Genomic DNA, 25,339 nt, shown 5'->3' on the forward strand with positions numbered 1-25,339 from the left:
GGCCCGCCGCATTGCAGCGCGCCGATATCGGGTTCTCTGACTATGGACCATAAAGGTCATTTGCGCCAATAACCTGATGCAATTATGCCTGGGCCGTCATGACAATCGTTGCAAACAGGCTATGACGCTATGTCCCGTCCCGGAAGGGGGTTCGGACGGACCGGCGGGAACGAGGGTTTAACCGGCCGGCAGGCGCTCTATCCAGGCCTGCGCCATCAGCGCCTGTTCGCCGCTGGTTTCAGGCTGGGTTTGATGGGAGACCGCCGCGATAAAATGCGCCACCGCCCCGGTAAAACCACGCTGGGTCAGGATCGATTGCCAGGCGGGCACCGGCAGTTCGCTGATGACGCCCTGGCTTTCGCTGCGCCACACGCGCATCTCCTCGACGCGGTACACCGCGCCGGCGGTCACCGCGATCACCGTTTCGCTCTGGCTGCCGGCCTGGCGATGCATACTGGTGGTGACGGCGCAGCCCCGGTGCATAAAATGATGCTCGGCGTACAACATCTGTCCGGCGGCGTTATCCCGCAGAATGCCGCCGGTCAGTCGGGGCCCGCCGGCGGCGTCATTAGCCGCAGCGGCGTGATCCCGCGCGCCGTCGGCAAGCCAGAGCGCGGTATCCACCACGTGCAGATAATCGTCCAGCAGCGTGAAGCCCATCGCTTCGGGACCGACGTTGTCCAGACGGTGTTTATCCATGCGGAGGGAGGCGGGCTGCCGCATCTGTTGTTTCAGCCTGAGGTAGAGCGGCGCGAAACGGCGGTTAAATCCTACCATCAGCGCCCGTTGTTTCCTGGCCGCCAGGGCGACCAGCCGTTCCGCCTGCTCAAGCGTTGCGGCCAGCGGCTTATCCACATAGACGTGCAGGCCCCGTTCCAGTAAATGGCTAACCACGGCAAAATGGCTGGCGGTGCTGGTATGCACGAACGCCGCGTCGCAGCGCTGCGCCAGGGCGTCCAGGCTGGGAAAGCTTTCGATGCGGTAAGCCGCGCACAGCGTGCGCGCCTTGGCCTGGTTGGGGGAAAACGCCCCGGCCACCTCCCAGTCCCCCGCCTGGCACAACAGCGGCAGGTAGACCTTTTGCGCGATGCCGCCGAGTCCGACAATCCCGATACGTAATGTCATAATGTCAATACCCCTGAAAAACGCTTACCGCCCGGGCTTCCAGGCGGCATAGGTCAGTGCCGTCAATATATGGTCGCGCCATTGCCCGTCGATCAGCAGGTAATCCTTGGCATATCCTTCCCGCTCGAACCCCAGGCGGGCCAGTAGATTACCGCTGCGCTGGTTGTGCGGCATATAGTTAGCCATGATACGGTGCATTTGCTGATGGCGCTGCATATAGCGGATGGCGGCCTGCAGCGCTTCGAACATAAGCCCCTGCCCTTGCCATTTTTCGCCCAGCGAGTACCCGAGAAAACAGGCATGGAAGGAGCCGCGCAGCACATTGCTGAAATTGGCCACGCCGTAGACTTCGTTTTCCCCGGGATCGAGCAGGATAAAATAGTAGGCGGTGCCCTGCCGGTGCATTTCGGTGATCATCCCCAGCCGGGCCTGCCAGCCCGACGGAAAACAGTGGCTTTCATCGCGCACCGGTTCCCAGGGTTTCAGGTACGCCTGGTTGCCGGCATAATACTCCGCCAGGCGGTAAGCATCGCGTTCGTGGACCAAACGCACCACCAGTCTGGCGGTAACCAGTCGCACTTTTGGCGACGCCTGTCGATAGCCAAACATCTTCCCTCCGCAGTCCGGGCGATTATTGAATCATGTTTACCTTAGGGTCTGGGTACCGGCGTGATGCGCGGCGATGATACAACCCGGCGTATGTCACCATCATACAATCTCCCGGCGCCGATGTTATCCTGTTAACGCGCGAGAAGATGATCCCTCTCATAAATTAGCGTTTCTATTAATAATTTTCGATAAAAAATTATCCTCTTTGCCGGGCTATCGTTATGGACGCATTACGTTCAGAATAAGTGTTCTCGTAAAATTTCTTTTTGGTTTGTGGTGAAGCATGTCCTCGGTGTCGCAAGCTCGGAGCTTGGGTAAATATTTTCTGCTTATGGATAATATGTTGGTGGTCCTGGGCTTTTTTGTCGTGTTTCCGCTGATTTCCATCAGGTTTGTCGATCAGTTGGGCTGGGCGGCGCTTCTGGTCGGTATTGCGCTTGGGCTGCGTCAGCTCATCCAGCAGGGCCTGGGTATTTTTGGCGGCGCCATCGCCGATCGCCTGGGCGCCAAGCCGATGATTATTACCGGCATGCTGCTGCGCGCACTGGGCTTTGCGCTGATGGCCGTCGCCGATCAACCCTGGATACTTTGGCTTTCCTGCCTGCTGTCGGGCCTTGGCGGTACGCTGTTTGATCCGCCGCGCACCGCGCTGGTGGTCAAGCTGACCCGGCCCCACGAGCGCGGCCGCTTCTTTTCGCTGTTGATGATGCAGGACAGCGCCTGTTCGGTGGTCGGGGCGCTGATCGGCAGTTGGTTATTAAAGTACGATTTCCATCTGGTGTGCTGGGCGGGAGCGCTGATGTTTATCCTGGCGGCGATGTTCAACGCCTGGTGGCTGCCGGCATATCGCATCTCATCGGTGCGCGCGCCCATGCGCGACGGCATGCGACGGGTATTCAGGGATCGGCGTTTCGTCACCTACGTGCTGACGCTGACCGGCTATTATATGCTGGCGGTGCAGGTCATGCTGATGCTGCCGATCCGCGTTAACGAAGTGGCCGGCCAGCCCGCCGCGGTAAAATGGATGTACGCCATCGAGGCGGTATTATCCCTGACGCTGCTTTACCCTATCGCCCGCTGGAGCGAAAAGCGCTTTAGCCTCGAATTGCGGCTGATGGCGGGTTTGATGATCATGACGCTGAGCCTGTTCCCCATCGGCATGACCGACAGCCTGCAGACGTTGTTCTGCCTGATCGGCATGTTTTACCTGGGTTCCATTATTGCCGAACCGGCCAGGGAAACCCTGAGCGCGTCGCTGGCGGACAGCCGGGCCAGGGGCAGCTACCTGGGTTTCAGCCGGCTTGGCCTGGCCCTGGGCGGCGCCATCGGCTATAGCGGCGGCGGTTGGTTATATGACGTCGGGCACCGGCTGGACGTTCCCGATTTGCCCTGGATAATGCTGGGCCTTATCGGGTGCGCAACCCTGTTCGGGCTGTACCGTCAATTCCATCAGCGCCGGATTGAACCGGCCATGCTGAGCGGTCGCTGAGGATTGGTGGCCCGGCCCATGTTGTCCCATAATGATTATTACCCTGTCCGGCGCGCGGCGGTATGGCGCGCCGCACGCATTTAACCAGGAGAACATGCTTCATTATGAAACTCTACATTTATGAGCACTGCCCGTTTTGCGTCAAAGCGCGGATGATATTCGGCCTGAAAAATATTCCTATCAGTCTCCAGGTATTGATGAACGACGACGAGGCGACACCTATCGGCATGGTGGGGAAAAAAGTGGCGCCGATCCTGCAGAAGGAGGACGGTGGCTATATGCCGGAGAGCATGGATATCGTCCATTATATCGACACCCATTATGGTAGCCCTTTGGTGACGGGGCCCGTCAATCCCGCTATCGGCAAATGGCTGGAAGCAAACCATCCGGCCGCCTATCCGCTGGTGTTGCCGCGTAACGTTAACGGCAAGTTTGCAGAGTTTGCCACTCCTGAGGCGCGCCATTACTTTATCAGGAAAAAAGAAGCGGCCAGCGGCAGCTTTGAGGAACTTCTGGCCCATACCCCGGGGCTGGTAAAAAAAGTCAGCCAGCAGCTGCGCGAGCTTGAGCCGTTGATCCAGCAGTCCAACGCCTGTAACGGCGAGCTGTCCGACGATGATTTCCATTTGTTTGCCCGCCTGCGTTCCCTGACCATCGTTGCGGGGCTGGAATGGCCGACGCGGGTGGCTGAATATCGCGATAATATGGCCAAGCAGACTCAGGTTAATCTGCTTACCAGCGTAGCGCAATAACCTGCTTGCCCGCGCCTGGCCGCGGTACGCCGGGCGCGGGGCGTTCCTGAGGCATAGTGAGTTTTTTCCGGTGCGTACGGCATGATCCGCCGGGGCGAGACGGTTATCCTGTAATGAGCAGACGCCACGGTATTGAGGGTAGAGGACAGCATGAAAAATCGTTTCGTTGCATGGATTAAGCTGCTTTTCAGCTGCGTGCTGGCCGGCAGTTTATTAAGCGGCTGCAATAATTTGACGCAGTACAGCATCAGTGAGCAGGAAATAAACGCTTATCTGCAAAAGCATAACGATTTCAGTAAAAATATCGGCGTTCCCGGACTGGCCAACGCCCATATCGTCGTCACCCATCTGGCCAGCGAGATCGGCCGCGCCGAGCCCGATAAGGTGCGGTTATCCGGTAACGCCACGGTCAATGTCGATACCCTGTTCGGGTCGCAGCAGGCCGAGGCGACGCTGACCCTGCAGGCGCAGCCGTATTATGATAAGTCGCAGGGCGCGGTGTTTCTGAAAGATATGCGTCTGGTGGATTATCAGGTTCAGCCGGCTGATGTCGACACCACCTTTCGCGCTTTGTCGCCTTATCTCGACCATGCGCTGAAATCCTATTTTGATAATACGCCGGCGTATGTGCTGGACGCCAATCGCAATAAAGATGAGGCGTTGGTGAAAAAGCTGGCGCAGGGATTGGAGGTTAAACCGGGCAAACTGGTTATCCCGTTTGGGTGAGTCCCATCGGCATGCTCTCCCTTGAACACGGCTGCCTTGAGTCCGGCGTTGGCGGGCCTGGCATGCCATGGGGCCTCGGTCGGGCGGAAAACCACGCCCGATTCAACCCCAGCGGCAGGCTCTCCCTTTAACACGCTTTATGCGGCATCGGTGATGGCGGGCATACCCTGCCATGGGGCCTCGGTCGGGCGGGAAAACCACGCCCGATTCGACCCCATTGGCACGCTCTCCCTTTAACACGTCTGCCTTGAGTCCGGTGTTGGCGGGCCTGGCATGCCATGGGGCCTCGGTCGGGCGGGAAAACCACGCCCGATTCGACCCCATCGGCATGCTCTCCCTTGAACAGGTTTTATACGGCATGGGTGATGGCGGGCATACCCTGCCATGGGGCCTCGGTCGGGCGGGAAAACCTCGCCCGATTCAACCCCATCGGCATGCTCTCCCTTCAACACGTCTGCCTTGAGTCCGGCGTTAGCGGGACTAGCATGCCATGGGGCCTCGGTCGGGCGGAAAAACCACGCCCGATTCAACCCCATCGGCATGCTCTCCCTTGAACACGTCTGCCTTGAGTCCGGCATTGGCGGGCCTAGCATGCCATGGGGCCTCGGTCGGGCGGGAAAACCACGCCCGATTCAACCCCATCGGCAGGCTCTCCCTTTAACAGGTTTTATGCGGCATGGGTGATCGCCCTACTATTCAGCCGGGGTTTCGTCCAGTTCTTCGCGCAGCGCCTCAAGGGCTTCGCGGCAGATTATCGCCAGTACCCGATAAAAGTCCCCGGTGGCGCAGGCCTCCACTTTACCCAAAAAGCGATCGCTCCAGGGCAGCAAATACAGATCGAACAGCTGGCTCTGGGCCAGTGTTTCATCCAATCGCGCATGATCTTCCAGCCACGAGCCGGCAAGAAGCAGCGCGCCGAAATGATCTGCCGGGCCGTCTCCGGCCGGCATGCCGAGCTGTTGCAGGAAGGCCACGACCTCGCCCTCATCCGCCGCCAGCCACGCCGAGCGCAGTGGCGGGACTTTTGCTTCGTCGCCGGTAAATAGCAAAGCGTATTGCGCGGCCAGGGCCTGCGGTTCGCAGCTTTGCTGCAGGCGGGCCAGCAGAGCGTCTTGCTCCAGGGGCCAATGGGCCGTCAGCTTGCCCTCGCTGATAAGCGTCATCAGCGGCGCCAGCATGGCATCCTGCGGCTGGCGGTAAAATAACGTTCCCAGCACCCGGCAGACCATGGAAAAATCATTCATCGTGTTATCCGTTTTAGTAAGCAAAGTAAAACCGGCGCCGACCTTGTCATAAAACGTCCCCTGACGCAATGGTGTTAATACCCATGCAGGCGATCAACCAGGCCAAGCGGCGTCTGCCCGGTCTCGATACGACGTATGTTATCGGCAATGCTGTCCATGGCCTGCGACGGCAGTGTCGTGGCGGCAATATGCGGGGTAAGCGTAATGCGCGGCGCCGCCCAGAAAGGATGATCGCGCGGCGGCGGCTCCTGCCGGCAGACATCCAGCGTTGCCGCGGCAATCTGCCCCTGCGCCAGAGCGGCAAGCAGGTCGTCTTCCACCATATGCGCACCACGGGCAATATTGATGATATACGCGCCGCGATTGAGGCGCGCAAACAGCGCGGCGTTCAGGATGCCTGTCGTCTGCGGCGTGTTCGGCAGCAGATTCACGAGTACCTGTACGCCGCTGAGAAACGCGTCCAGGCCTTCCCGGCCGGCAAAGCTGGCCACTCCCGGGATGACCTTCGCGCGGCGGCTCCAGCAGCGCACCGGAAAACCCATGGCGCGCACCGCCATTGCCGTTTTACCGCCCAGCACCCCCGCGCCGGCGATGCCGACAAGAAAGGTTTCCCTGGCGGGCAGCGCCAGCTCGCGCCATTCTCCCAGGTTTTGCTGCAGGGCATATTCATCCAGGCGCCGGTAATAGCGCAGCACCGCGGCGACAGTATACTCAATCATCTGCTGCGCCATGCCGGTATCTTCAAGCCGCATCAGCGGTACATTCGCCGGCAGCATATCCGGGTGCAGGCGCACCTGATCCATTAAGGCGTCCACTCCCGCGCCGAGGGCAAACACGCCTTTAAGGCCGGGCCGGCCGGCCAGCATCGCACGGGGAGGATGCCAGACCACGGCATAATCGGCCGGCAGGTCTACGCCCTCTCGCCACAATCTGATATCAGCGTCAGGAAATCGTTGCCGCAAGCCGTCGATCCACACCGCCGCGTTGTCCGTCGGGTGATAAAAAATGATCCTCATAATAAAACGCCTTTCCATCCCAGCTTTTTTTCACCATTTAACATACCGTTAGCCTGGGTAAAGCACAATCTTGCCAAACGGTATGACAGGTAACCACAGCGGTTGCCCATGCTAAAAATCGCAATCGCTAATACGCAGGCTGGCGCATATAGTCATTTTTTACTAGCAGTTAACATTTTGTGCCTTATTGCCTGGCCCTGTGACGGCTGATGCAGGCGTCATAACATAAAAAAGCTAAATTTAAGTGACAAAAAGTGAAATCATTAAGAATTATCTTATGCATGCGCTGGGTTGATTGCGGAATAAACATCGGGCGGTATTTGCTTGTGAAAAAGAATAAGCGAAAAAAAATTTACTCACTGGCCGATATTATTTTTCGCATTTTTTGTATGCGCTTAGACATGAATAATTATTCCGAACCGCTTAGGGTATAGCGTCATGATACGAATCAACTTTATGATCTTACGACAATAGTAGGACGGCTGGCGGTTGCACGCGTGTTTAGCCCGTCACCGCAAAAATCTGATATCAGGGCCTGCATGCCCTGAATGTAGGCTCCCTTATCCAGTCGGACATTTACAACTAAAAGTTTAAAATTAACGTTTATCTATTCCTCGGAAAAAGTAAATAAAACAATGAAATTTTATAAAAAAGCATGATTAACCCCATAAACTATTAGGTTTTGTAATTTCACTTGCGCAAAAAGGTACGATTTGATGTTTTTAAATTCAGATTTATTACCGTCGCGACTTCCCCGGTCTCGACTATTGTTTAAAAGGACTCAAAACGTACAACCTAACTACCAGGTATTGGAGAAATCTATGAGCAGGTAAATGAGTGATGAAAAAAATAAAATATCAGACAGTTACCCTTTATAACTCTTGAAAATTTTATGATCGCGTGTAGCTTGCGGATCAGCGATATGATAAGAAAAAAAATACTATTGAGGTATTTTGAGATGAAACTTACACAACCCATCACGATCAATCATCTTGATGTGACAATTGCGCCCAATATCCATAGTCGTCTGCGCTGGAAAGAGTACCAGATACTCAATTTATTAATCCAGAATTCACCAGCGGCGGTGACGCGTGCCGAGCTGGTTAATCAGATTTGGAAAGGAACCTATTGTTCGGATTCGACCATCAACCAAACGATAAAATCCATTCGCCAGAAGCTGGGGGATGAGAACCACGACATAATTAAAACCATACCGCGCATAGGCTATATCATTGAAGAAAAACAAATGGTTAATATTTTCTTTAACCCTCAATCCGTCGATGAATACGTACCTGAGCCCTTAAGACCGGAACCCGCGCAGGCCACAGCGGCTACGGCGGCCCGCGTGGCTTGCGAGCCCAATATCCAGGAAGCGGCCACCATGGAAGACGCGTTTTTTGACCAGCCCACCTGGGCATTGCCGCCGCCTTCGAGAATTACAAAAACCATTACCAGACCGACAGTAAATAGATCGAATCCGTTAAAAGATGTTTCTTCCGCTTTTGCGGCCAGGATTCAGCAAACCAAAAGTAAAATCATATTGGGATTAATGGCTTTTTTTATTTTATCTCCTTTGATAATGTATTTCTTTTCAACAATTAAAATCCCTTTCGCGTCTTATGCACTGGAACTGGCGCGGTTCAATAAAGTCAACGCGGTGACCCTGACGTGCCCGTTAGGTTATAATAGTTCTTCCAGTGACGCATTTTCCTGCAAAAGCCTGACGGTCAAATTCGACGGCGTTGCTTTCGATTGCCAGGCGTTAGGTGAAAAGTAGCGTTTCACTCCCTGACGCCCTCGTTATTTTCATAAAAAATCCCGAATAGATATTCGGGCTTTTTTATCCGCTAATGAAATTTCTCCTGCCGTTAAGTGAAATGAAATTCAGGTGAAATTATCCTTTTTTCAGTCAATTCTTATATTCCATGAAACTAAAATTATTTTTCTAAAAATTATTTTACTTTTTTTTATTTGCCTAAGTAAGCATAAAGCTATATTTTTCAATTATTCGAGAAAGTTATATTTCGGATACGTGCCTGTAGCTACCTTGTTAAGCAACTTTTAACAGCTCTATTGACATCGGAATTTTAGCCATTTTTACCCGAAGAGGAACATGAGAGCTATCATTTATAATTCATTGTGGATCATACTTGAGAAGTTATGCTTTGCAGGCGCAGGCATCATTTCAGCAATGTATATAGCCCGTTATCTTGGACCTGAAAATTTCGGTACGCTGAGTTATTTAGTTTCGATTATCGCATTGATATTGCCTTTTATACAATTGGGCAGTGACAATGTCTTATTCAATCGCATAGCAAAAAAACCGCACAGTGGCATGAACCTGATGGCAGCCTCGTTGCGTATAAAGTTTCTGCTGTTTATCATTTTCAGCGCGGGACTGCTCTTCTGGGCATATTACTCTGTCCCACGGCAACACTTTTATATTTTATTGATTTTATTACTGGGAACGTTTTTTACCTTAAGGGATATTTACAAACTGTATTACGACGCGACTCTGGCGTCCAAGGTTAACCTGATTATCAACAACACGGTATTGGTTATATTTGTGCTAGCCAACCTGCTGTTTGCCTGGTTGCAGCTAAGCTTGATATGGTTTGCGGTTTCCTTGGCGGGCAGAAGCTTTGTACCTTATATTGTGCGCAGGGTTCTATTTTATCGCCATCAACAGGCTAAAGGGATTCATTATAAAAGAAAGCTGAAGGCCAAATACAGCCGCTTTTATAATATCTATTTGCTGAAGGTGGGTTTGCCACTGGCTATATCCAGCCTGGCGATAGTGATCTATACCCGTATCGATCAGATAATGCTGGCGAAATTCATTGGTTATCATGCGGTGGGTATTTATAGCGCGGCACTGGCGATAAGCGGTGGCTGGGTGCTGGTTCCCATGGCGCTGATTACCTCGTTTATGAGCACCATCGCCAGCGAGCGCGATGCCAAAAGGGCCGCGGACCGTGTGCGCATGCTGTATATGGTCACCCTGGTAGTGTGCGCGCCGGTGATAATCATCATAGGTTTTTTTAGTCACGATATCATACAGTTAATTTATGGTGCCGCCTATAAAGACTCGGCGTCCATCCTGTTGATATGTGCATTGACATCCCTTTGCAGCGTATTGGGCACCATTTCGTACCGGATAATATTGATGCATTCCGGCTATCATTTTGTCGCATTAAAGATGCCGGTTATCGCCTTACTGAACATAGCCCTCAATTATCACTTTATTCCGCTATTCGGCATAAAGGGCGCGGCGCTATCAACCTTATTATCCGAGGTCCTATCTCTGTTCGTGCTCAATGCGTTGTTCAAAAAAGGGTTAGTCACTTATCAGTTGCTCAGTGCCTATAAAAGTATTCCAAATTTTATAATTGAGGTGCAAAACTATGTTAAATCCACTCGTCAGGCAAGCGTTTAAAATGTTGCCAGATTTCTTGTATCATCAATTAAAATATGCGCGTGTATTCAAAAAATGGCCGAACATGACCCAGCCAACGACCTTTAGCGAGAAAATCACTATACGTAATTTTCGGCCTAAGCAGATTTACACAAACTTAGCAGATAAATACAAAGTTCGAGATTATATTGCTAACACCATAGGCGAAAAATATCTCATCCCGCTGCACGCAGTGTTCGATGTACTCACGGAAGAAATTTATGCGGCTCTTCCGCAAACCTTCGTTATCAAGGCCAACCATGGATGTGGTTTTAACTTAGTCGTGCACGATAAAGCGGATACCACCTTCGCCCAACTCAGTGCGTTAACCCGTTATTGGACTAAAACCAATTATTACAAAACCAATCGAGAAAAACATTATAAAAAAATCCAGCCCCGCATCCTGGTGGAGCACCTGCTGCAGGACGAGGGCCATATACCCAACGATATCAAGTTCCACTGCTTTAACCAGCAGGGTGAGATGCATATTTTTATCCAGGTTGACTACGACCGTTATGGTCTGCATCGCCGCGACGTATTTGATACTGAATGGCACAAGACCGATATCAGGATGGGCTTGCCGAACAACCCTATCCCTATGCCCGCGCCTAAGAATTTACCGGAAATGGTGACGCTGGCAAAACGTCTGGCGGCGGATTTTAATTATGTCAGGGTGGATTTTTATGAAGCCGAAGGCAATGTCTATTTTGGTGAGCTGACCTTTACGCCGGGCGGTGGCCTGTGCAAAATGTATCCGGAAGGGGTGCAGCACCAATGGGGCAGTTTTTTTACCGAGTAACGCCGGGGCCTGTGGTAGAAATGATAATAAATATAAGATGTCATTAAATGGTATTTTACTGCACCGATATCGCTGAGAGGCGAACCGGGAATAGCATTGTCTGCACACATGAACGGGCGGGCTATTCCCAGCTTTTTCGGCTGGGCGTTGCCGGCGGCATAATACTGAGGCTTGCCGCGCGAAATACCCCCTGCCCTCCCCCGCGCCGCACATTATTCACCCCTGACGGCAGGCCCGATGGCATCGCCACCGCCGCCAGACAAGCGATGCGCTCAAACCCTGAGCAAACAACGCATCCCTGATAAATTATACTTGACCGGAATGGGACGAATCCCTATAGTACCGCCCCGTTGACCCTTGGTTAACAGCGTGGTGAGGTGTCCGAGTGGCTGAAGGAGCACGCCTGGAAAGTGTGTATACGAGAAATCGTATCGAGGGTTCGAACCCCTCCCTCACCGCCAAAATTATTAGGGTCAAGCTGTTGTTAACAGCCTGGCCTGGCGGTAATAAAAAGCCCGGATGATTATCCGGGCTTTTTTTAACTCAATGATAAGGCGCCATACTGACGCCGCGTGCGTAGCGACCGTCAGCGATAGGCATTCAGCGTACGCTGGCACAGCGCGGAGCGAACGCAATCCTGTTTGCCGAAACGCACCACACCGATCATTTCATCCTCCTCGTTAAACCGCTCCAGAGCATCCGCCAGTCCGGATTTTACCCCTCTGGGCAAATCACATTGCGTAATATCGCCGTTGACAATAACCGTGACATTTTCTCCCAGACGGGTCAAAAACATCTTCATTTGGTTGACGGTAACATTCTGCGCTTCATCCAGAATAACTACCGCATTTTCAAAGGTACGTCCGCGCATATACGCAAAAGGAGCGATTTCCACCTTGCCAATTTCAGGGCGCAGGCAATATTGCATAAAGGACGACCCCAGCCGGCGCAGCAAAATATCATAAACCGGTCGGAAATAAGGGGCGAATTTTTCAGCAATATCCCCCGGCAGAAAACCCAGGTCTTCGTCGGCCTGTAATACCGGCCTGGTAACGATAATACGGTCAACCTCTTTGTGGATTAACGCATCGGCAGCCTTAGCGGCGCTAAGGAAGGTTTTACCACACCCTGCCTCGCCGGTTGCGAAAATTAACTGTTTGGTCTCAATGGCTGTTAAATAAGCTTCCTGGACTTCATTACGTGCCTCTATTAACCTGGTGTCGCGACTGTCGCGCGCCATGCCTATCGATTCAATCCCGCTCATATGAACAAGAGAAGTGACCGAGTCCTCTTCACGCATTTTGTGATTGCGTGATTCACGCCGGATAACGCGTTTAGCTTCGCGACGAGCTTTGATCACTACTTTTTGTCTTCCCATAAGTGGCACCTTACAGTTTGTTTCACCATTCACACAGGCATAGGCCTGGTGATTACGCTTCACATTCAGATGAGGTTGTGGCTTCCTTTAAAGCCAATAATAGCCATGAGATAAGATGACACGGCCCGTTGCATTCGCATGGACAATACGGACGTACCGGAGTGCGCATCAGTTGGAAAAAAGCAACGGAGTTGAGAACACAAGGGAACAATTACATTGCCGGTCGGCAAAAACGAAGTTGGAAACGAAGCGTTGAAATTACAACCGCCGACTGTTCCGGAGGCGATTGGTGCAGAACCTGGTATTGCCATCAGCCCATAAAAGGACACTGTCATTAGCGATCCCCGCAGTGAGGTTATGAATTTCGCATCTGAACAACTTTCTGAACTAGCTTGATGTCTTGAGTATAATGACATTGCATCACTTTGCGCTGGGATTGCAATATTTTTTTTAGCATTCGAACAAATAATAAGCAATAGCCGTTACGCTTGAACTGGATGACCTTAACCCAATAGCGCCCCCCGACTTTATCGCCTGCTGATATATCGCCCCACAGAACGCTTTTTCCCGCTGCGCTGGTAAATAACCCGCGGCTTACGTAAAACATCAATTATTACAAATTTAATCAAATAATCCCCGTCACGCCGTTCTTGCGCCATCATGCCGGTGCGGTTTACGGCGTCCAGGCGTCGCCCGCGCCAGGATTGCAACCTTATTAACTATAAGTTAATTGTTTATTAACCCGGTTGCACTTAGTTGTAACATTGGCGATAGTGATATCTCACATGCTCGCCGGGGATACAGCGATGGTAACCACTACGATGGGGGTAAAGCTTGACGATGCCGCCAGGGAAAGGATTAAGAACGCGGCGCGGCTGATTGATCGCACTCCGCATTGGTTGATTAAGCAAGCTATCTTCCATTACCTGGATGAGCTGGATAAGGGGCATGCCCTTGGGCAAGACGCCGCGTCCATGCCCGGGGACAACGACCCGGCGGAGCCGCCGGCAATGGAAACGCGCCAGCCGTTTCTGGAGTTCGCCGAACAAGTATTGCCGCAATCGGTATTGCGCGCCGCCGTCACCGCCGCGTGGCGCCGTCCGGAAACCGAAGCCGTGCCGTTGCTGATTGAACAGGCGCGCCATCCCGCCGCCGCGGCGCAGATAAGCCAATTAGCCCGCCGCCTGACCGAAACGCTGCGCCAGCAGCACAGCGCCGGCGGCCGCGCCGGCATGGTGCAAGGATTTCTGCAGGAATTTTCCCTGTCGTCGCAAGAAGGGGTGGCGTTAATGTGCCTGGCGGAGGCGCTGCTGCGCGTGCCGGATAAGGCCACCCGCGATGCGCTGATCCGCGATAAAATCAGCCGCGGCAATTGGCAGCCCCATATTGGCCGCAGCCGGTCGGTATTTGTCAATGCCGCCACCTGGGGACTGCTGTTTACCGGCCGTCTGGTGGCCACCCATAACGAGGGCAGCCTGTCGCGCTCCCTGAACCGTATTATCGGTAAAAGCGGCGAGCCGTTGATCCGCAAAGGCGTGGATATGGCCATGCGCCTGATGGGCGAACAATTCGTCACCGGCGAGAATATCGGCCAGGCGCTGGCCAATGCCCGCCGGTTGGAACAGCGCGGCTTCCGTTATTCCTATGATATGCTGGGCGAAGCCGCCCTGACCGAGGATGATGCCCAGGCCTACCTGCTCTCTTATCAGCAGGCCATCCATGCCATCGGCAAGGCCTCCAACGGCCGTGGCATCTATGAAGGACCGGGCATTTCCATCAAGCTTTCCGCCCTGCATCCGCGCTATGCCCGTTCTCAATACGCGCGGGTGATGGACGAACTCTATCCCCGGCTGCTGGCGCTAACCCTGCTGGCGCGCCAATATGATATCGGCATTAATATCGATGCCGAAGAATCGGACCGCCTGGAGCTATCCCTGGATTTATTGACCCGACTGTGTTTTGAACCGGCGCTCGCCGGCTGGAACGGCATTGGTTTTGTCATCCAGGCTTACCAAAAACGCTGCCCGTTTGTTATCGACGAGCTGATAGACCTGGCGCAGCGCAGCCAACGGCGCCTGATGATCCGTTTGGTGAAAGGGGCGTATTGGGACAGCGAAATCAAACGCGCCCAGGTGGAGGGACTGGAAGGGTATCCGGTCTATACCCGTAAGGTATATACCGACGTCGCCTACCTTGCCTGCGCGCGCAAGCTGCTGGCGGTGCCGCATCATATTTACCCGCAGTTCGCCACCCATAACGCCCAGACGCTGGCGGCCATCTATCATTTCGCCGGGCAGAACTATTATCCTGGCCAATACGAATTTCAATGTCTGCATGGTATGGGCGAGCCACTGTATGACCAGGTGGTGGGACCGGTGGCCGACGGCAGGCTGAACCGCCCTTGCCGCATCTATGCCCCGGTGGGTACCCATGAAACCCTGCTGGCTTATCTGGTGCGCCGGTTGCTGGAAAACGGCGCCAATACCTCATTTGTTAACCGTATTGCCGACAGCGCCCTATCCCTGGATCACCTGATTGCCGATCCGGTGGACGAGGCGCTGGCCATCGGCGAACGGGAAGGCGGCGTTGGCCTGCCGCACCCGCTGATTCCCCTGCCCCGTCGGCTGTACGGTCCGTTACGGCTTAATTCGGCCGGGATCGATCTGGCCAATGAACATCGTCTCGCCTCGCTCTCCAGCGCCTTGCTCAACGGCGCCAACCTGCACTGGCGCGCCCACGCCGGCGATAGCACATCACGCGACGGCGAGTTATGGCATGCGGTGCTTAACCCGGCCGACGCGCGCGATAATGTCGGGGAATGCCGCGACGCCACCGAAGACGACGTCGAGCGGGCCATTGCCTGCGCGGATCACCACGGCGCGATATGGTCGGCCACGCCCTGCGCCGAACGAACCGCGGTTTTAAACCATGCCGCGGATCTGTTGGAACAGCGTATGCCCACCCTTATCGGCCTGCTGATACGCGAGGCCGGTAAAAGCTTTGCCAACGCCATCGCCGAAGTGCGCGAGGCCGTCGATTTCCTGCGCTACTATGCCGGCCAGATCCGGGAATTCGATCGCGACGGCTGCCGTCCGCTGGGGCCGGTGGCCTGTATCAGCCCCTGGAACTTCCCCTTGGCCATCTTTACCGGCCAGGTGGCGGCGGCGCTGGCCGCAGGCAACAGCGTGCTGGCAAAGCCCGCCGAACAAACGCCGCTGGTGGCCGCGCAGGCCGTCGGCATCCTGCTGGAAGCGGGCGTGCCGCCCGGCGTACTGCATTTCCTGCCGGGCGACGGCGAGACCGTCGGCGCGCGGCTGGTGGGCGACCATCGGGTGCGCGGCGTGATGTTTACCGGGTCCACCGCCGTCGCCCGACTGATACAGGCGACGCTCGCCCAACGGCTGGACCCGCTGGGACGTCCGGTGCCGCTGGTGGCGGAAACCGGCGGGATTAACGCCATGATCGTTGACTCTTCCGCTTTAACGGAACAGGTGGTGAACGATGTCATCGCCTCCGCGTTCGACAGCGCCGGGCAACGGTGTTCGGCGCTGCGTTTATTATGTATTCAGGAAGAGGTGGCCGAACGCACTCTGCGCATGCTGCGCGGCGCCATGGCGCAGTGCAGCGTCGGCGATCCGCAATGGCTTGCCACCGACATCGGTCCGGTGATTGACGCCCAGGCCCGGCAGGCTATAGAGGAACATATCGCCGCCATGCGCGAAGCCGGCCACCCGGTATGGCAGGGCGCCCATAACGACGGCGCCGGACGGCAATCCCTGGGCGCCGGTACCTTTGTCATGCCCACGCTGATTGAGCTGGACAGCGTGGCGCAGCTGGATAAGGAAGTGTTCGGTCCGGTCCTGCACGTGGTCCGCTACCGCAGCCGCGACCTGAACACCTTGCTTGAGCAGATTAACGCCGGCGGGTATGGCCTGACCCTGGGCCTGCATACCCGCATCGATGAAACCATAAACCGGGTAATGGAACAGGCGCGGGTAGGCAACTGTTATGTCAACCGCAATATGGTCGGCGCCGTGGTCGGCGTGCAGCCCTTCGGCGGAGAAGGACTCTCCGGCACCGGGCCCAAAGCCGGCGGCCCGCTGTATCTTTATCGCCTGTTATCCCAACGGCTGCCCGAGGCACGGCCCGACGCGCTGCGCGCCGGGGACGCGACCGGCAGCCCGTGCGCGCCGCGGCCGGCTTATGACGCCCTGATGATATGGGCCGGGGAGAATATGCCGGCGGAGAAGGTGCGCGCGCTCAGGCGCTTTGGCGAGCTGTCATTGGCCGGCACGGTCAGGATGCTCACAGGCCCGACCGGCGAGCAGAACAGCTACCGCTTATTGCCGCGCGCACGCGTATTGTGCCTGGCCGAAGACAATAATGACCGGCTAACGCAACTGGCGGCGGTGTTAAGCGTCGGGTCCCAGGCACTGTGGCAGGACGGGCCGGAGACCCGCGTGCTGTATGACGGTCTGCCGGAGGCGGCGCAGGCGCGCATTGTCCTGCACGATGATTGGCTCAAGGCGGCGGATCCGTTTGACGCCGTGCTGTTCCATGGCGACTCGGACCGGCTGCTGGCGCTCTGCGGCACGCTCGCGCGGCGGCCCGGCTCCATTATCCAGGTGCATGGCTACGCGCGCGGCGAGACGGCGATTTTACTGGAACGCTTATTAGTGGAACGGTCGGTCAGCATTAATACCGCCGCCGCGGGCGGCAACGCCAGCCTGATGACCATCGGCTAAACCTTCATCCCCGTCCGCCGCCATGGTATAGGCATGGCGTGGACGGGCACCCGGCCCGGCTATTAAAAATTACGCTGCCAGTTGAGATACTGATCGTATTTACGCAGGGCGATGCGGTAATTGCTTTGCCCTGCGTCCGGGACATCCTCAATAAGCATTTGCGGGCCGCTGGGACGCTCGAATTTATCATGGGGATAATTCCTGGCCGCCAATATTTCATCAAGGCGCCGCAGGCGTACCACATATTCGCGAATAGTACTGTGACTCATCGCCGTCTGTTCAAATAAATACTGTTTGAACGCTTTGATATCGAAATAGTTGGCTTCACTATTGCAAGAAATTACGCTGCAAAACCGGCACAGCGCCGTCAGCTCTTTATTCAGGCTTTGCCAGACGAGATCGTCGATAAGCTGGTCCATACCGGCGATGGCTTCTTTATTGATAATCTGCCCGCGAAACACCAATGTCATACGATCCAACGGCTTGCCGCACTGGCAGCAATGGGTTTGACAGTGCTTGAAATCTTTCAGGTAACGGCTCAAGGGCCGTTTTTTACCCACTTTGGCTAACATGTCGTTTTCCCTAGTGCTAAGAATAGGGCTTTCAATAGCGCGTTGGACTTGCGCCATGGAAAGCTCATTAATATGTTTTAATATCTCTATCAGCGTGCTTAACAACGGGGAATGTATTATTCCCCTAACCGGCCGCTAATGATCGTTATTCAGGCGTGCGCGCAAACGTTTAATCGCCTGGCTATGCAATTGGCTTACCCGTGATTCACCCACCTCGAGCACCGCGCCAATTTCCTTCAGGTTTAATTCCTCTTGGTAATACAGCACCAGGACCATTTTTTCCCTTTCCGGTAAACCGTCGATGGCCTCGATGACTCTTTCACGCAAATTGTTCTCCATTAATATCTGGAGCGGATTAGCGTCTTCGTGTCCCGGCATTAGATTATCGGCACTATCGCCGTGATCTTCACACCATTCGTCATAAGAAAAGAGCTGACTGTTGTTGGTGTCGAGCAATATCTGCCGGTATTCCGCAAGCGTAATATTAAGCGTCTGGGCGACTTCCTGTTCTGTGGCCACCCGGCCCAGCTGCTGTTCGGCCTGATGAATGGCCTGCGCCACCTCCCGCGCATGGCGCCGCACGCTCCTGGGAACCCAGTCCCTGCTGCGCAGCTCATCAAGCATGGCGCCGCGGATGCGCTGCACCGCGTAGGTGGTAAAGGTCGTGCCCTGCAGGCAGTCGTACCGTTCCACCGCGCTCAACAGGCCTATCCCCCCCGCCTGTAGCAGATCGTCGAGTTCCACGCTTGCCGGCAGCCGCACCTGCAGACGCAAGGCCTCGTGACGGACCAACGGAATATAGCGTTGCCATAGGGACTGTTTATCTATTACGCCCGTGGCAGTATACAGATCGCTCACCATGACTATCCTACATTGATCCTCTTATCGATGTTATTATCCGGTTAGCCGGCAAGGTCAATCGGCTGAATAGTCGCTTAAATACCCCTCTATTTATATCCTGCCGGATCGAACGCAATTTACTTTATATAAACAGTGGTTTATCTTCGTCCGCGGCGGTATTTATTTCACATTGGCCATGATGTAGCGAAAAAAAACCCCGCCTGGGCGGGGTTTTTACGCATTACAATGCGATGAACAAATTATTGCAGCAGTTTCAGCACGGTCTGCGGAACCTGGTTAGCCTGGGCCAGAACCGAGGTACCGGCCTGTTGCAGGATCTGCGCCTTGCTCATGTTGGACACTTCCGTCGCGTAGTCGGCATCCTGGATACGGGATTGCGCTTCGCTCAGGTTGCTGTTGGTGCTGGCCAGGTTGTTGATAGTGGAGTCAAAACGGTTTTCCACCGCACCCAGCTTGGAGCGCAGGGTATCAACGGTGGACAGCGCGCTGTCCAGGGCTTTTAACGGATCGGTGGTGGCGACGGCCAGCGATTTGCTTGAATCGTAAGCGGCGCTGGTAATCTTGCCGTCATCATCAGTGGTGACGTCAGCGGCGTAATACTTAACTTTATCAGCCGTGGTGCCGTCTGTCGTATCTTTGATAAAGTAATGGTTATTTTTATCTTGAACAATACTGACATTGGCCGAATCAATTTTCGAGTCTTTATTGGTATCGGTGGCAACGGAAACTGCAGCGGTAGTCGCAGCTTCAACCTTCGCGGTTAATACGCCAGAGCCGTCGACAGAAACGGTGGCGGCATAACTTTTACCTGCGGAAGTCACGACGGAGTAATTGCCCTTGGCGTCTGCAACCAGGGTACCGGCACCGATATTGGTCGCGTCGGCGTTACCGGCGGCATCCACGGTGGCAGCCAGTGAGGTGTAGGCAGCGGTGCTGCCGGCGGTTACGGTATTGACGGTTTTACCGGTCAAGTCGGTATTAGTCACACCGGCGCCTACGGTAGCCGTTAATTTACCGGTTTTATCAATTGTGGTGGTGGCTTTATAAGCCTTGCCGTCATCGCCTTCGATATAATAATCGGTACCGTCGGAAATTACCTTGGTGCTGGTGCCGATGGCGGTCTTGACGGCTGCATCCGCACCGGTCGCATCAGCGGCGGTCGCAGTGAGTGCGACGGTGCCCGTGGCGGCAACAGCGGTACCGGTTGACAGGGCGGCGGCGGACGTGGTGCCGTTCGGGCCGTTAACATTAAAGGTATTCAGTGTCAGCGTGGTGGAATCAATTTTTTGCAAATCGATATTGATCACTTCACCATCGTTGGAACCCACCTGGATTGACAGGGTTTTATTCTGGCTCAACACTTTGACGCCGTTGAAGTCGGTTTGCTGGGAGATACGGTCGACTTCAGAGAGGCGCTGCGTGACTTCGTCCTGGATGGACTGCAGGTCGCTGGCGGAGTTGGTGCCGGTCTGCGACTGCACGGTCAGGGTACGAATGGCCTGCAGGTTGGTATTGATTTCGTCCAGCGCGCCTTCAGTGGTCTGCGCCAGGGAGATACCGTCATTGGCATTACGCGACGCTTGAGTCAGGCCGTTGATATTGGAAGTGAAACGGTTGGAGATCGCCTGACCGGCGGCATCATCTTTAGCGCTGTTGATGCGCAGGCCTGATGACAGACGTTCGATAGCGGTACTCAGTTTGGACTGAGACTTGTTCAGGTTGTTCTGAGCCAGCAGGGAAATGCTGTTAGTATTGATAACTTGAGCCATGGTATATTCCTTTGAAATCATGCATCAGGACTGAGTAATTAATTCGGGCATCAATACGAGTAAGTGTTAATGGCCGTCCCACAAGGTATCGGCGAGCCGTCGGTAACCTTTAATGAAAAATGCAAATTTCGCCCTACCATTCCCCGCAAGACCTTAATAGCCGGAATTAACCCCCTTCTTTTCCCCTCTACCCCCCATGACGCTGCAAAAATCGCGGTAAACTTCTTGCCGCCGGTGCCGATAACCGCTTCGCCTACCGCGTAATTATCAGGAGAGCAACATGACCAACATCAGTTCACTCGGCGTCGGGTCCAACCTGGACCTAAGCACCCTGCTGGATACGTTAACCACCGACGAAAACAAGCGGTTAACACCGATAACCAACAAGCAGACCAATATCAATGCCAAAGTGGCGGCCTACAGTACGCTGCAAACCGCGCTGGAAACCTTTAATACCGCCACCAAGGCCCTGTCCGATAACACGCTTTATACTAAAAAAGTGACCAGCACCACCGATGGGTTTACCTCGACGGCGGGCGACACGGCGGCCAGCGGCAGCTATAGCATTAAAGTGACCCAACTGGCGACGGCGCAGTCGCTGGCCACCAAACAAGTGTTTACCGATACCACCTCGCTTATCGGCGCCAGCAGCACCACCCGTAGCCTCAGCATTCAGGTGGGCAGCGGCAAGGCCGTGGCCATTCCCCTGACCGACGCGCAAACCACACTCGGCGGAGTGCGCGACGCCATTAATAAGGCCAACGCCGGCGTCACCGCCAGTATCGTCCAGTCCGGGGACAGCGGTTACCAGCTGGTCGTCACGTCCAACACCACCGGTACCTCCTCCAATGTCACCATGAGCGTCACCGGCGACGCTACCCTGAACGGCATCCTGGGCTACGACAGCAACGGCACCGACGCCGATAAAACCGCCGCCGGCATGAATGCCGCCGTGACGGCTCAGAACGCCAAGCTAACGCTGAACGGTATCGACGTCGAACGCAGCAGCAACACCATTACCGACGTGCCCCAGGGCGTTACCCTGACCCTGACGGCGGAAAATACCACCGCACAGAACCTGATAGTGCGCCAGAGCGCCACCGATTCAACCAAAGCCGTCGAGGAGTGGGTCTCAGCGTATAACACCCTGCAAACCACCTTTACCACGCTAACAAAATATACCCCCGTAACGGCCGGCACTGCGCCGGACGCCAGCAATGGGGTTCTGTTAAGCGACAGTGTTTTGACGTCGGTAAAAAATCAGCTGCGCAGCGTGCTGGGCGCGGGCCAGAGCAACGACGGCATCAAGGCGTTAAGCCAGGTCGGCATCACGCTGAATAAAGACGGCACCCTGGCCACCGATGAGGCCAAACTGGTCAAAAACCTGGCGGACAATCCATCGCAGGTGGCGGGCTTTTTCGCCGGCGACGGCAAAACCACCGGAATGGCGACCCAAATGTCGTCCATTGTCACCTCGTTCACCGAGGACAGCGGCACCATCAGTGATACCAAGGACAGCCTGGCCGACGTGCTGACCGGACTGAACAAGCAGTACACCCAGGTTCAGACCAGCATCACCAATAATATTGCCCGCTATAAAAAACAGTTTACCCAACTGGACGTGCTGGTTTCGTCGCTGAACAATACCGCGACGTATTTAACCCAGCAGTTTGATGCCATTTCTAACATATCATCCAGCAGCAACTGATTGCCGCGGGCGTAAATTTCCGGGAGAAGGATAGTAACAATGTACGGTTCACATGCGTATGCCGTCGTGGGCTTGCAGAGCAGCGTCATGAGCGCCAGCCCGCATAAGCTTATCACCTTGTTATTTGACGGGGCGCTCAGCGCACTGGCGAAAGCGGACATCTTCATGGCGCAGGGCAATATCGCCGCCAAAGGCACTGCGTTGTCCAAAGCGATCGAGATCATCGATAACGGACTGAAAATGGGTCTGGATATGGAAAACGGCGGCGAACTGAGCCATAACCTGGCCGGTCTGTATGATTACTTCTGCCGACAGCTTATCCAGGTCAATCTGCATAACGATCGCGACCTGCTGCAGGAAATCCGTCTGATGCTCACCGGGATCGCCGATGCCTGGAAGCATATTTCCCCGGGCGGCCCGCAACCTTAATGAGGAATATTCTGATTATCAGATTCATGTTTCGTTTCTAATAATGGTTATCCCGACACGTCAGGGTGTGTGATAAAAATAGCTAGGAAATGAGCAGAATTAACCCAATTTATATGTCCGATACCTACTAGGATAGCCATAATGGATGCTTGCCCTTCTCTTTTAGCCCATTATCAGCAAATTCTTGCGCTAAGCGAAAATATGTTGTCGATGGCCCGTCAGTCAGAATGGGATGCCTTGGTCTATATTGAAGAAAAATATGTTCAGGCGGTGGCCAAGATCGCCGAACTGAATTCTTTGTTGGAAAATCCACTTTCCACCGTTATCCAGGATAATATTGCCTTGGTATTACAGCAGTTGCTGAAAAATGAACATGAAGTAAATCAATTGCTTCAATCACGCCTTGATCAGTTGAAAGAGCTCATCGGCCAGTCAAACCGTCAGCAATCCATTAACTCGGCCTACCATAAGTTTTCCGATCGGGCGTCGATGCTGCCGGGTGAGATAAAAAAATAACCGCCTGCGACGATATCAGGCGGGAATCATCCTAAAAAATGCGTCCAGGCCCACGTGGGAGGCAAAATTGTCATTTTCGCCTATATTTACAGGGTGAACACTCAATAAGGATGATAACAATGTTTGATAGAGCCAAAGATAAAGCGGAAGAAATTGCGGGCAAGGGCCAGGAAGAATTCGGCCGTGCTACCGGGGACAACGCGCTCCATCTGGAAGGGAAACTGCGTAAACGCGCCGCGCAGGCGTCTTACAGCGTGAACGACTGTATTGATCAGATTAAAGAAAAAACCGTCAATGATCCGATTCCGGCGCTGCTGATTGCCAGCGGCGTGGGTTTCCTGCTGGCTAAAATTTTAGGCCATCGCCGTCATTGATTCTGCCCGGTTGGCGCCGGGCGACGGCGTGTCCCACATGCGGTTGCCCGGTGTCGCGGTAAGCCCGCGGTTGTAAAAGCAGCAAGAGCTATACGGGTGGCGAAGTGTTATCATCATCGTCTCTTTATAGCCGCGGCGATTATTATGTCTATCCTTGATGCGCTTAAGGCGTTCGGCAGTACTTCAGTTAAAGTCACGTGCCCGGAATGCGGCAACGCAACCCAGCAACCCGCCCAAAAAGTACGCAAAAACATCACGTTAGTTTGTCCCAAATGCGGTCACTATTTTCTGCCGAAAGACAAATAGGCTTTGCCCTATTGAGAAATTCGCCCGCGCTATACCGCGAGCAACCCTATCGCCACGCCGATAAAAAAACGCCGGGTTTCGTCGCTTTCCCGCTCCTGCTCGGCGGCCAGGTACGCCATGATGGCGGCCGGGTGAATCTTGGCGCCGCGCCGGTGGAGCGCCAGGCTGGCCTGGCCTATCAACAGACTTACCGTATCATGGGTGTGCCGCAACGCCTCTGCGGGTATTGTCATCGCCGTCTCCTATTTTCTCTTTATCATTTTGCCGGCGTAATGTTGCAGAAAAATGAACAGAGAATGAATAACGGCGCAGGGGATATGACGGCACACAACGGCGCCAGGCGAATAGAGTCATGATGGATAAAATCCGTTTTTTGGCCTGTCTGCGTATAAGTACGTTTTTTCAGCAAAATTTCTTAACAAAATCTATGCCGATCGCTTTAATCGTTTTCGTAGCAGCTCCCTTCAACGTGCTACGAAAGGCATATTGCCCCTTCTCTTCCATGCAGGAATCATTACCACCAATACCACGTTAACCCACGGAGCGACCGCCTGGGCCGTCATTGACATTCGCATGCGCGCGTAGAACGCAGAGTGCCTGCATTGACGCCATGAACAGAGCCTATTTATCTTAAAGACAACAATCCCCCGGTAAACCGACGTAATGGCCTCCCAATCTGGTTTAGCCAGTTATTCTCGTAACCTTTTTATTCTGGTTGCCGATAAGCTATTAAACGAATAAGGGGAAATATATGAATTACGTATTTATTACTTTGCTGGGTTTACTTGGGTGTTGTTATGTTTGGTCTTGGTTGACCATCGGGAGTTACGGCCGTTTCAGATACACGAATAAGCGCAAAAAAGATGTTGGTTTGCATTTAATTCCTTGCAAGACGCCAAGGAATCGCGCTAAATCAGCAGCGATTTATAGCTCTTTGCGTAGTATTTTGAAAAAGCTCAAGGCCGACGGTTATGAGACTGTTTCTTTTGAGTCGCATCTCCTTGATCAGCGTGGAACAGATATCATTCAAAAAATCGTCACCCAAGAACATATTTCAATACTTTCAATATCCTACAGAAAGACACCGCTATGGCGGAAAGTTGTGATTCCCTACATCACATTTATTTTCAGAGCTAAGCGCGTTAAGGTAAATAAAATGAGTGGGAAAATTGTCATCAAGTTGTGATGCCTGACTCAGCCGCCCGAGGCGGCGTTTCAATTTAATATGTTAAGGAGTGGATCAATGTTATTAATTTCCTCATCGGCATGGAACGGGCAGAGCGGCTGGGCAGATGCAATCATGCCGCGTTGGCCCTCTAGGGCGTTGCAACGGATAATAAAATAAGCATCATTTACCGCAACAGTTACCCCGGCTATGACACTGCGGTCATAGGGTATAGGCACATTAGCACTCAGTTTGTCTGAATCCTCGACCGTGCCGCCACTATCAATCAGCACGCTCACACC

At 54.1% G+C, this 25,339-nt stretch carries 23 protein-coding genes and 1 tRNA gene; 14 read left to right on the forward strand and 10 right to left on the reverse strand.

Annotated features, from left to right (window positions below):
* Window positions 1-177: 177 nt before the first annotated feature.
* Together ACL2XQ_RS15220 and rimJ are read right to left on the reverse strand one after the other, a co-directional pair.
* Entirely contained in the window at window positions 178-1,128 is a 951-nt protein-coding gene (locus tag ACL2XQ_RS15220) for a Gfo/Idh/MocA family protein (RefSeq protein ID WP_413723431.1), read from the reverse strand.
* A 21-nt stretch (window positions 1,129-1,149) separates the two neighbouring features.
* Window positions 1,150-1,734 carry a ribosomal protein S5-alanine N-acetyltransferase gene (gene rimJ / locus ACL2XQ_RS15225; RefSeq protein ID WP_410015362.1) on the reverse strand — a complete coding sequence of 195 codons (585 nt, stop codon included), beginning with the start codon at window positions 1,732-1,734 and terminating at the stop codon, window positions 1,150-1,152.
* Between the two features lie 283 nt (window positions 1,735-2,017).
* On the opposite strand from rimJ, the gene mdtH reads away from it, so the two are divergent.
* The 3 genes from mdtH to ACL2XQ_RS15240 all read left to right on the forward strand — a co-directional run bounded on the left by mdtH (window position 2,018) and on the right by ACL2XQ_RS15240 (window position 4,701).
* Window positions 2,018-3,223 carry a multidrug efflux MFS transporter MdtH gene (mdtH, locus tag ACL2XQ_RS15230; protein ID WP_410015363.1) on the forward strand — a complete coding sequence of 402 codons (1,206 nt, stop codon included), beginning with the start codon at window positions 2,018-2,020 and terminating at the stop codon, window positions 3,221-3,223.
* A gap of 104 nt (window positions 3,224-3,327) precedes the next feature.
* A complete protein-coding gene (grxB, locus tag ACL2XQ_RS15235) occupies window positions 3,328-3,975 on the forward strand; it encodes a glutaredoxin 2 (protein ID WP_413732882.1) in 648 nt (215 codons plus the stop codon).
* A gap of 150 nt (window positions 3,976-4,125) precedes the next feature.
* The gene (locus ACL2XQ_RS15240) at window positions 4,126-4,701 is read left to right on the forward strand and encodes a lipoprotein (protein ID WP_410015365.1); all 576 of its coding nucleotides are present in this window, start codon (window positions 4,126-4,128) and stop codon (window positions 4,699-4,701) included.
* Between the two features lie 692 nt (window positions 4,702-5,393).
* Here ACL2XQ_RS15240 and ACL2XQ_RS15245 read toward each other — a convergent pair.
* Window positions 5,394-5,945 carry a molecular chaperone gene (locus ACL2XQ_RS15245; RefSeq protein ID WP_413739397.1) on the reverse strand — a complete coding sequence of 184 codons (552 nt, stop codon included), beginning with the start codon at window positions 5,943-5,945 and terminating at the stop codon, window positions 5,394-5,396.
* Window positions 5,946-6,019: 74 nt separating this feature from the next.
* Entirely contained in the window at window positions 6,020-6,961 is a 942-nt protein-coding gene (gene ghrA, locus ACL2XQ_RS15250) for a glyoxylate/hydroxypyruvate reductase GhrA (RefSeq protein ID WP_413722628.1), read from the reverse strand.
* A 958-nt stretch (window positions 6,962-7,919) separates the two neighbouring features.
* On the opposite strand from ghrA, the gene ACL2XQ_RS15255 reads away from it, so the two are divergent.
* The 4 genes from ACL2XQ_RS15255 to ACL2XQ_RS15270 all read left to right on the forward strand — a co-directional run bounded on the left by ACL2XQ_RS15255 (window position 7,920) and on the right by ACL2XQ_RS15270 (window position 11,675).
* Window positions 7,920-8,738 (forward strand): winged helix-turn-helix domain-containing protein, encoded by an 819-nt coding sequence (locus tag ACL2XQ_RS15255; protein ID WP_413722627.1) that lies wholly within the window; start codon window positions 7,920-7,922, stop codon window positions 8,736-8,738.
* A gap of 336 nt (window positions 8,739-9,074) precedes the next feature.
* Entirely contained in the window at window positions 9,075-10,397 is a 1,323-nt protein-coding gene (locus ACL2XQ_RS15260) for a flippase (protein WP_413732885.1), read from the forward strand.
* A complete protein-coding gene (locus ACL2XQ_RS15265) occupies window positions 10,366-11,214 on the forward strand; it encodes an ATP-grasp fold amidoligase family protein (protein WP_413722625.1) in 849 nt (282 codons plus the stop codon). The genes ACL2XQ_RS15260 and ACL2XQ_RS15265 overlap by 32 nt, the downstream gene beginning before the upstream one ends.
* Before the next feature lie 371 nt (window positions 11,215-11,585).
* Window positions 11,586-11,675, forward strand: a tRNA-Ser gene (locus tag ACL2XQ_RS15270).
* 125 nt (window positions 11,676-11,800) lie between these two features.
* Here the strand turns inward: ACL2XQ_RS15270 and phoH are convergent.
* Complete coding sequence (gene phoH, locus ACL2XQ_RS15275) at window positions 11,801-12,592, reverse strand: phosphate starvation-inducible protein PhoH (protein ID WP_410015371.1); 792 nt, start codon at window positions 12,590-12,592, stop codon at window positions 11,801-11,803.
* Between the two features lie 806 nt (window positions 12,593-13,398).
* Here phoH and putA point away from each other — a divergent pair.
* Window positions 13,399-17,337: a trifunctional transcriptional regulator/proline dehydrogenase/L-glutamate gamma-semialdehyde dehydrogenase gene (gene putA, locus ACL2XQ_RS15280; protein WP_413739398.1), complete on the forward strand. Its 3,939-nt coding sequence runs from the start codon at window positions 13,399-13,401 to the stop codon at window positions 17,335-17,337.
* A 62-nt stretch (window positions 17,338-17,399) separates the two neighbouring features.
* On the opposite strand, the gene fliZ is transcribed toward putA, so the two are convergent.
* The 3 genes from fliZ to ACL2XQ_RS15295 form a co-directional block, all read right to left on the reverse strand.
* A complete protein-coding gene (fliZ, locus tag ACL2XQ_RS15285) occupies window positions 17,400-17,909 on the reverse strand; it encodes a flagella biosynthesis regulatory protein FliZ (RefSeq protein WP_410015374.1) in 510 nt (169 codons plus the stop codon).
* A 135-nt stretch (window positions 17,910-18,044) separates the two neighbouring features.
* The gene (locus ACL2XQ_RS15290; protein WP_413733218.1) at window positions 18,045-18,767 is read right to left on the reverse strand and encodes an RNA polymerase sigma factor FliA; all 723 of its coding nucleotides are present in this window, start codon (window positions 18,765-18,767) and stop codon (window positions 18,045-18,047) included.
* 242 nt (window positions 18,768-19,009) lie between these two features.
* On the reverse strand, window positions 19,010-20,539 hold the full coding sequence (locus ACL2XQ_RS15295) for a flagellin (RefSeq protein ID WP_413739399.1): 1,530 nt from the start codon (window positions 20,537-20,539) through the stop codon (window positions 19,010-19,012).
* A gap of 280 nt (window positions 20,540-20,819) precedes the next feature.
* On the opposite strand from ACL2XQ_RS15295, the gene fliD reads away from it, so the two are divergent.
* The 5 genes from fliD (at window position 20,820) to ACL2XQ_RS15320 (ending at window position 23,872) form a co-directional block, all read left to right on the forward strand.
* The gene (fliD, locus tag ACL2XQ_RS15300) at window positions 20,820-22,247 is read left to right on the forward strand and encodes a flagellar filament capping protein FliD (RefSeq protein ID WP_413732888.1); all 1,428 of its coding nucleotides are present in this window, start codon (window positions 20,820-20,822) and stop codon (window positions 22,245-22,247) included.
* A 39-nt stretch (window positions 22,248-22,286) separates the two neighbouring features.
* Window positions 22,287-22,676 (forward strand): flagellar export chaperone FliS, encoded by a 390-nt coding sequence (fliS, locus tag ACL2XQ_RS15305; RefSeq protein WP_413730555.1) that lies wholly within the window; start codon window positions 22,287-22,289, stop codon window positions 22,674-22,676.
* A gap of 141 nt (window positions 22,677-22,817) precedes the next feature.
* A complete protein-coding gene (gene fliT, locus ACL2XQ_RS15310) occupies window positions 22,818-23,192 on the forward strand; it encodes a flagellar protein FliT (RefSeq protein ID WP_410015378.1) in 375 nt (124 codons plus the stop codon).
* A 119-nt stretch (window positions 23,193-23,311) separates the two neighbouring features.
* On the forward strand, window positions 23,312-23,566 hold the full coding sequence (locus tag ACL2XQ_RS15315; RefSeq protein ID WP_410015379.1) for a CsbD family protein: 255 nt from the start codon (window positions 23,312-23,314) through the stop codon (window positions 23,564-23,566).
* Window positions 23,567-23,710: 144 nt separating this feature from the next.
* A complete protein-coding gene (locus tag ACL2XQ_RS15320) occupies window positions 23,711-23,872 on the forward strand; it encodes a YnfU family zinc-binding protein (protein WP_410015380.1) in 162 nt (53 codons plus the stop codon).
* Between the two features lie 29 nt (window positions 23,873-23,901).
* Here the strand turns inward: ACL2XQ_RS15320 and ACL2XQ_RS15325 are convergent, their stop codons facing one another.
* Entirely contained in the window at window positions 23,902-24,105 is a 204-nt protein-coding gene (locus ACL2XQ_RS15325; protein WP_410015381.1) for a hypothetical protein, read from the reverse strand.
* A 518-nt stretch (window positions 24,106-24,623) separates the two neighbouring features.
* Between ACL2XQ_RS15325 and ACL2XQ_RS15330 the strand changes: the two genes are divergently transcribed.
* Window positions 24,624-25,058 (forward strand): hypothetical protein, encoded by a 435-nt coding sequence (locus tag ACL2XQ_RS15330; RefSeq protein WP_413730556.1) that lies wholly within the window; start codon window positions 24,624-24,626, stop codon window positions 25,056-25,058.
* Between the two features lie 29 nt (window positions 25,059-25,087).
* Here the strand turns inward: ACL2XQ_RS15330 and ACL2XQ_RS15335 are convergent, their stop codons facing one another.
* The gene (locus ACL2XQ_RS15335; protein WP_413730558.1) at window positions 25,088-25,336 is read right to left on the reverse strand and encodes a hypothetical protein; all 249 of its coding nucleotides are present in this window, start codon (window positions 25,334-25,336) and stop codon (window positions 25,088-25,090) included.
* Window positions 25,337-25,339: the final 3 nt, after the last annotated feature.

This window comes from Sodalis sp. RH14 (assembly GCF_047324285.1).
Classification (GTDB): domain Bacteria; phylum Pseudomonadota; class Gammaproteobacteria; order Enterobacterales; family Enterobacteriaceae; genus Acerihabitans.

What these genes read in the sequence shown, in the direction of transcription:
- rimJ (WP_410015362.1), bottom strand. Translation starts at nt 1,734, where the DNA reads ATGTTTGGCTATCGACAGGCGTCGCCAAAAGTGCGACTGGTTACCGCC.
- grxB (WP_413732882.1), top strand. Translation starts at nt 3,328, where the DNA reads ATGAAACTCTACATTTATGAGCACTGCCCGTTTTGCGTCAAAGCGCGG.
- ACL2XQ_RS15315 (WP_410015379.1), top strand. Translation starts at nt 23,312, where the DNA reads ATGTTTGATAGAGCCAAAGATAAAGCGGAAGAAATTGCGGGCAAGGGC.
- ACL2XQ_RS15330 (WP_413730556.1), top strand. Translation starts at nt 24,624, where the DNA reads ATGAATTACGTATTTATTACTTTGCTGGGTTTACTTGGGTGTTGTTAT.
- fliS (WP_413730555.1), top strand. Translation starts at nt 22,287, where the DNA reads ATGTACGGTTCACATGCGTATGCCGTCGTGGGCTTGCAGAGCAGCGTC.
- putA (WP_413739398.1), top strand. Translation starts at nt 13,399, where the DNA reads ATGGTAACCACTACGATGGGGGTAAAGCTTGACGATGCCGCCAGGGAA.
- fliD (WP_413732888.1), top strand. Translation starts at nt 20,820, where the DNA reads ATGACCAACATCAGTTCACTCGGCGTCGGGTCCAACCTGGACCTAAGC.
- ghrA (WP_413722628.1), bottom strand. Translation starts at nt 6,961, where the DNA reads ATGAGGATCATTTTTTATCACCCGACGGACAACGCGGCGGTGTGGATC.
- mdtH (WP_410015363.1), top strand. Translation starts at nt 2,018, where the DNA reads ATGTCCTCGGTGTCGCAAGCTCGGAGCTTGGGTAAATATTTTCTGCTT.
- ACL2XQ_RS15320 (WP_410015380.1), top strand. Translation starts at nt 23,711, where the DNA reads ATGTCTATCCTTGATGCGCTTAAGGCGTTCGGCAGTACTTCAGTTAAA.
- ACL2XQ_RS15255 (WP_413722627.1), top strand. Translation starts at nt 7,920, where the DNA reads ATGAAACTTACACAACCCATCACGATCAATCATCTTGATGTGACAATT.
- ACL2XQ_RS15240 (WP_410015365.1), top strand. Translation starts at nt 4,126, where the DNA reads ATGAAAAATCGTTTCGTTGCATGGATTAAGCTGCTTTTCAGCTGCGTG.
- phoH (WP_410015371.1), bottom strand. Translation starts at nt 12,592, where the DNA reads ATGGGAAGACAAAAAGTAGTGATCAAAGCTCGTCGCGAAGCTAAACGC.
- ACL2XQ_RS15265 (WP_413722625.1), top strand. Translation starts at nt 10,366, where the DNA reads ATGTTAAATCCACTCGTCAGGCAAGCGTTTAAAATGTTGCCAGATTTC.
- fliT (WP_410015378.1), top strand. Translation starts at nt 22,818, where the DNA reads ATGGATGCTTGCCCTTCTCTTTTAGCCCATTATCAGCAAATTCTTGCG.
- fliZ (WP_410015374.1), bottom strand. Translation starts at nt 17,909, where the DNA reads ATGTTAGCCAAAGTGGGTAAAAAACGGCCCTTGAGCCGTTACCTGAAA.
- ACL2XQ_RS15260 (WP_413732885.1), top strand. Translation starts at nt 9,075, where the DNA reads ATGAGAGCTATCATTTATAATTCATTGTGGATCATACTTGAGAAGTTA.
- ACL2XQ_RS15245 (WP_413739397.1), bottom strand. Translation starts at nt 5,945, where the DNA reads ATGAATGATTTTTCCATGGTCTGCCGGGTGCTGGGAACGTTATTTTAC.
- ACL2XQ_RS15295 (WP_413739399.1), bottom strand. Translation starts at nt 20,539, where the DNA reads ATGGCTCAAGTTATCAATACTAACAGCATTTCCCTGCTGGCTCAGAAC.
- ACL2XQ_RS15325 (WP_410015381.1), bottom strand. Translation starts at nt 24,105, where the DNA reads ATGACAATACCCGCAGAGGCGTTGCGGCACACCCATGATACGGTAAGT.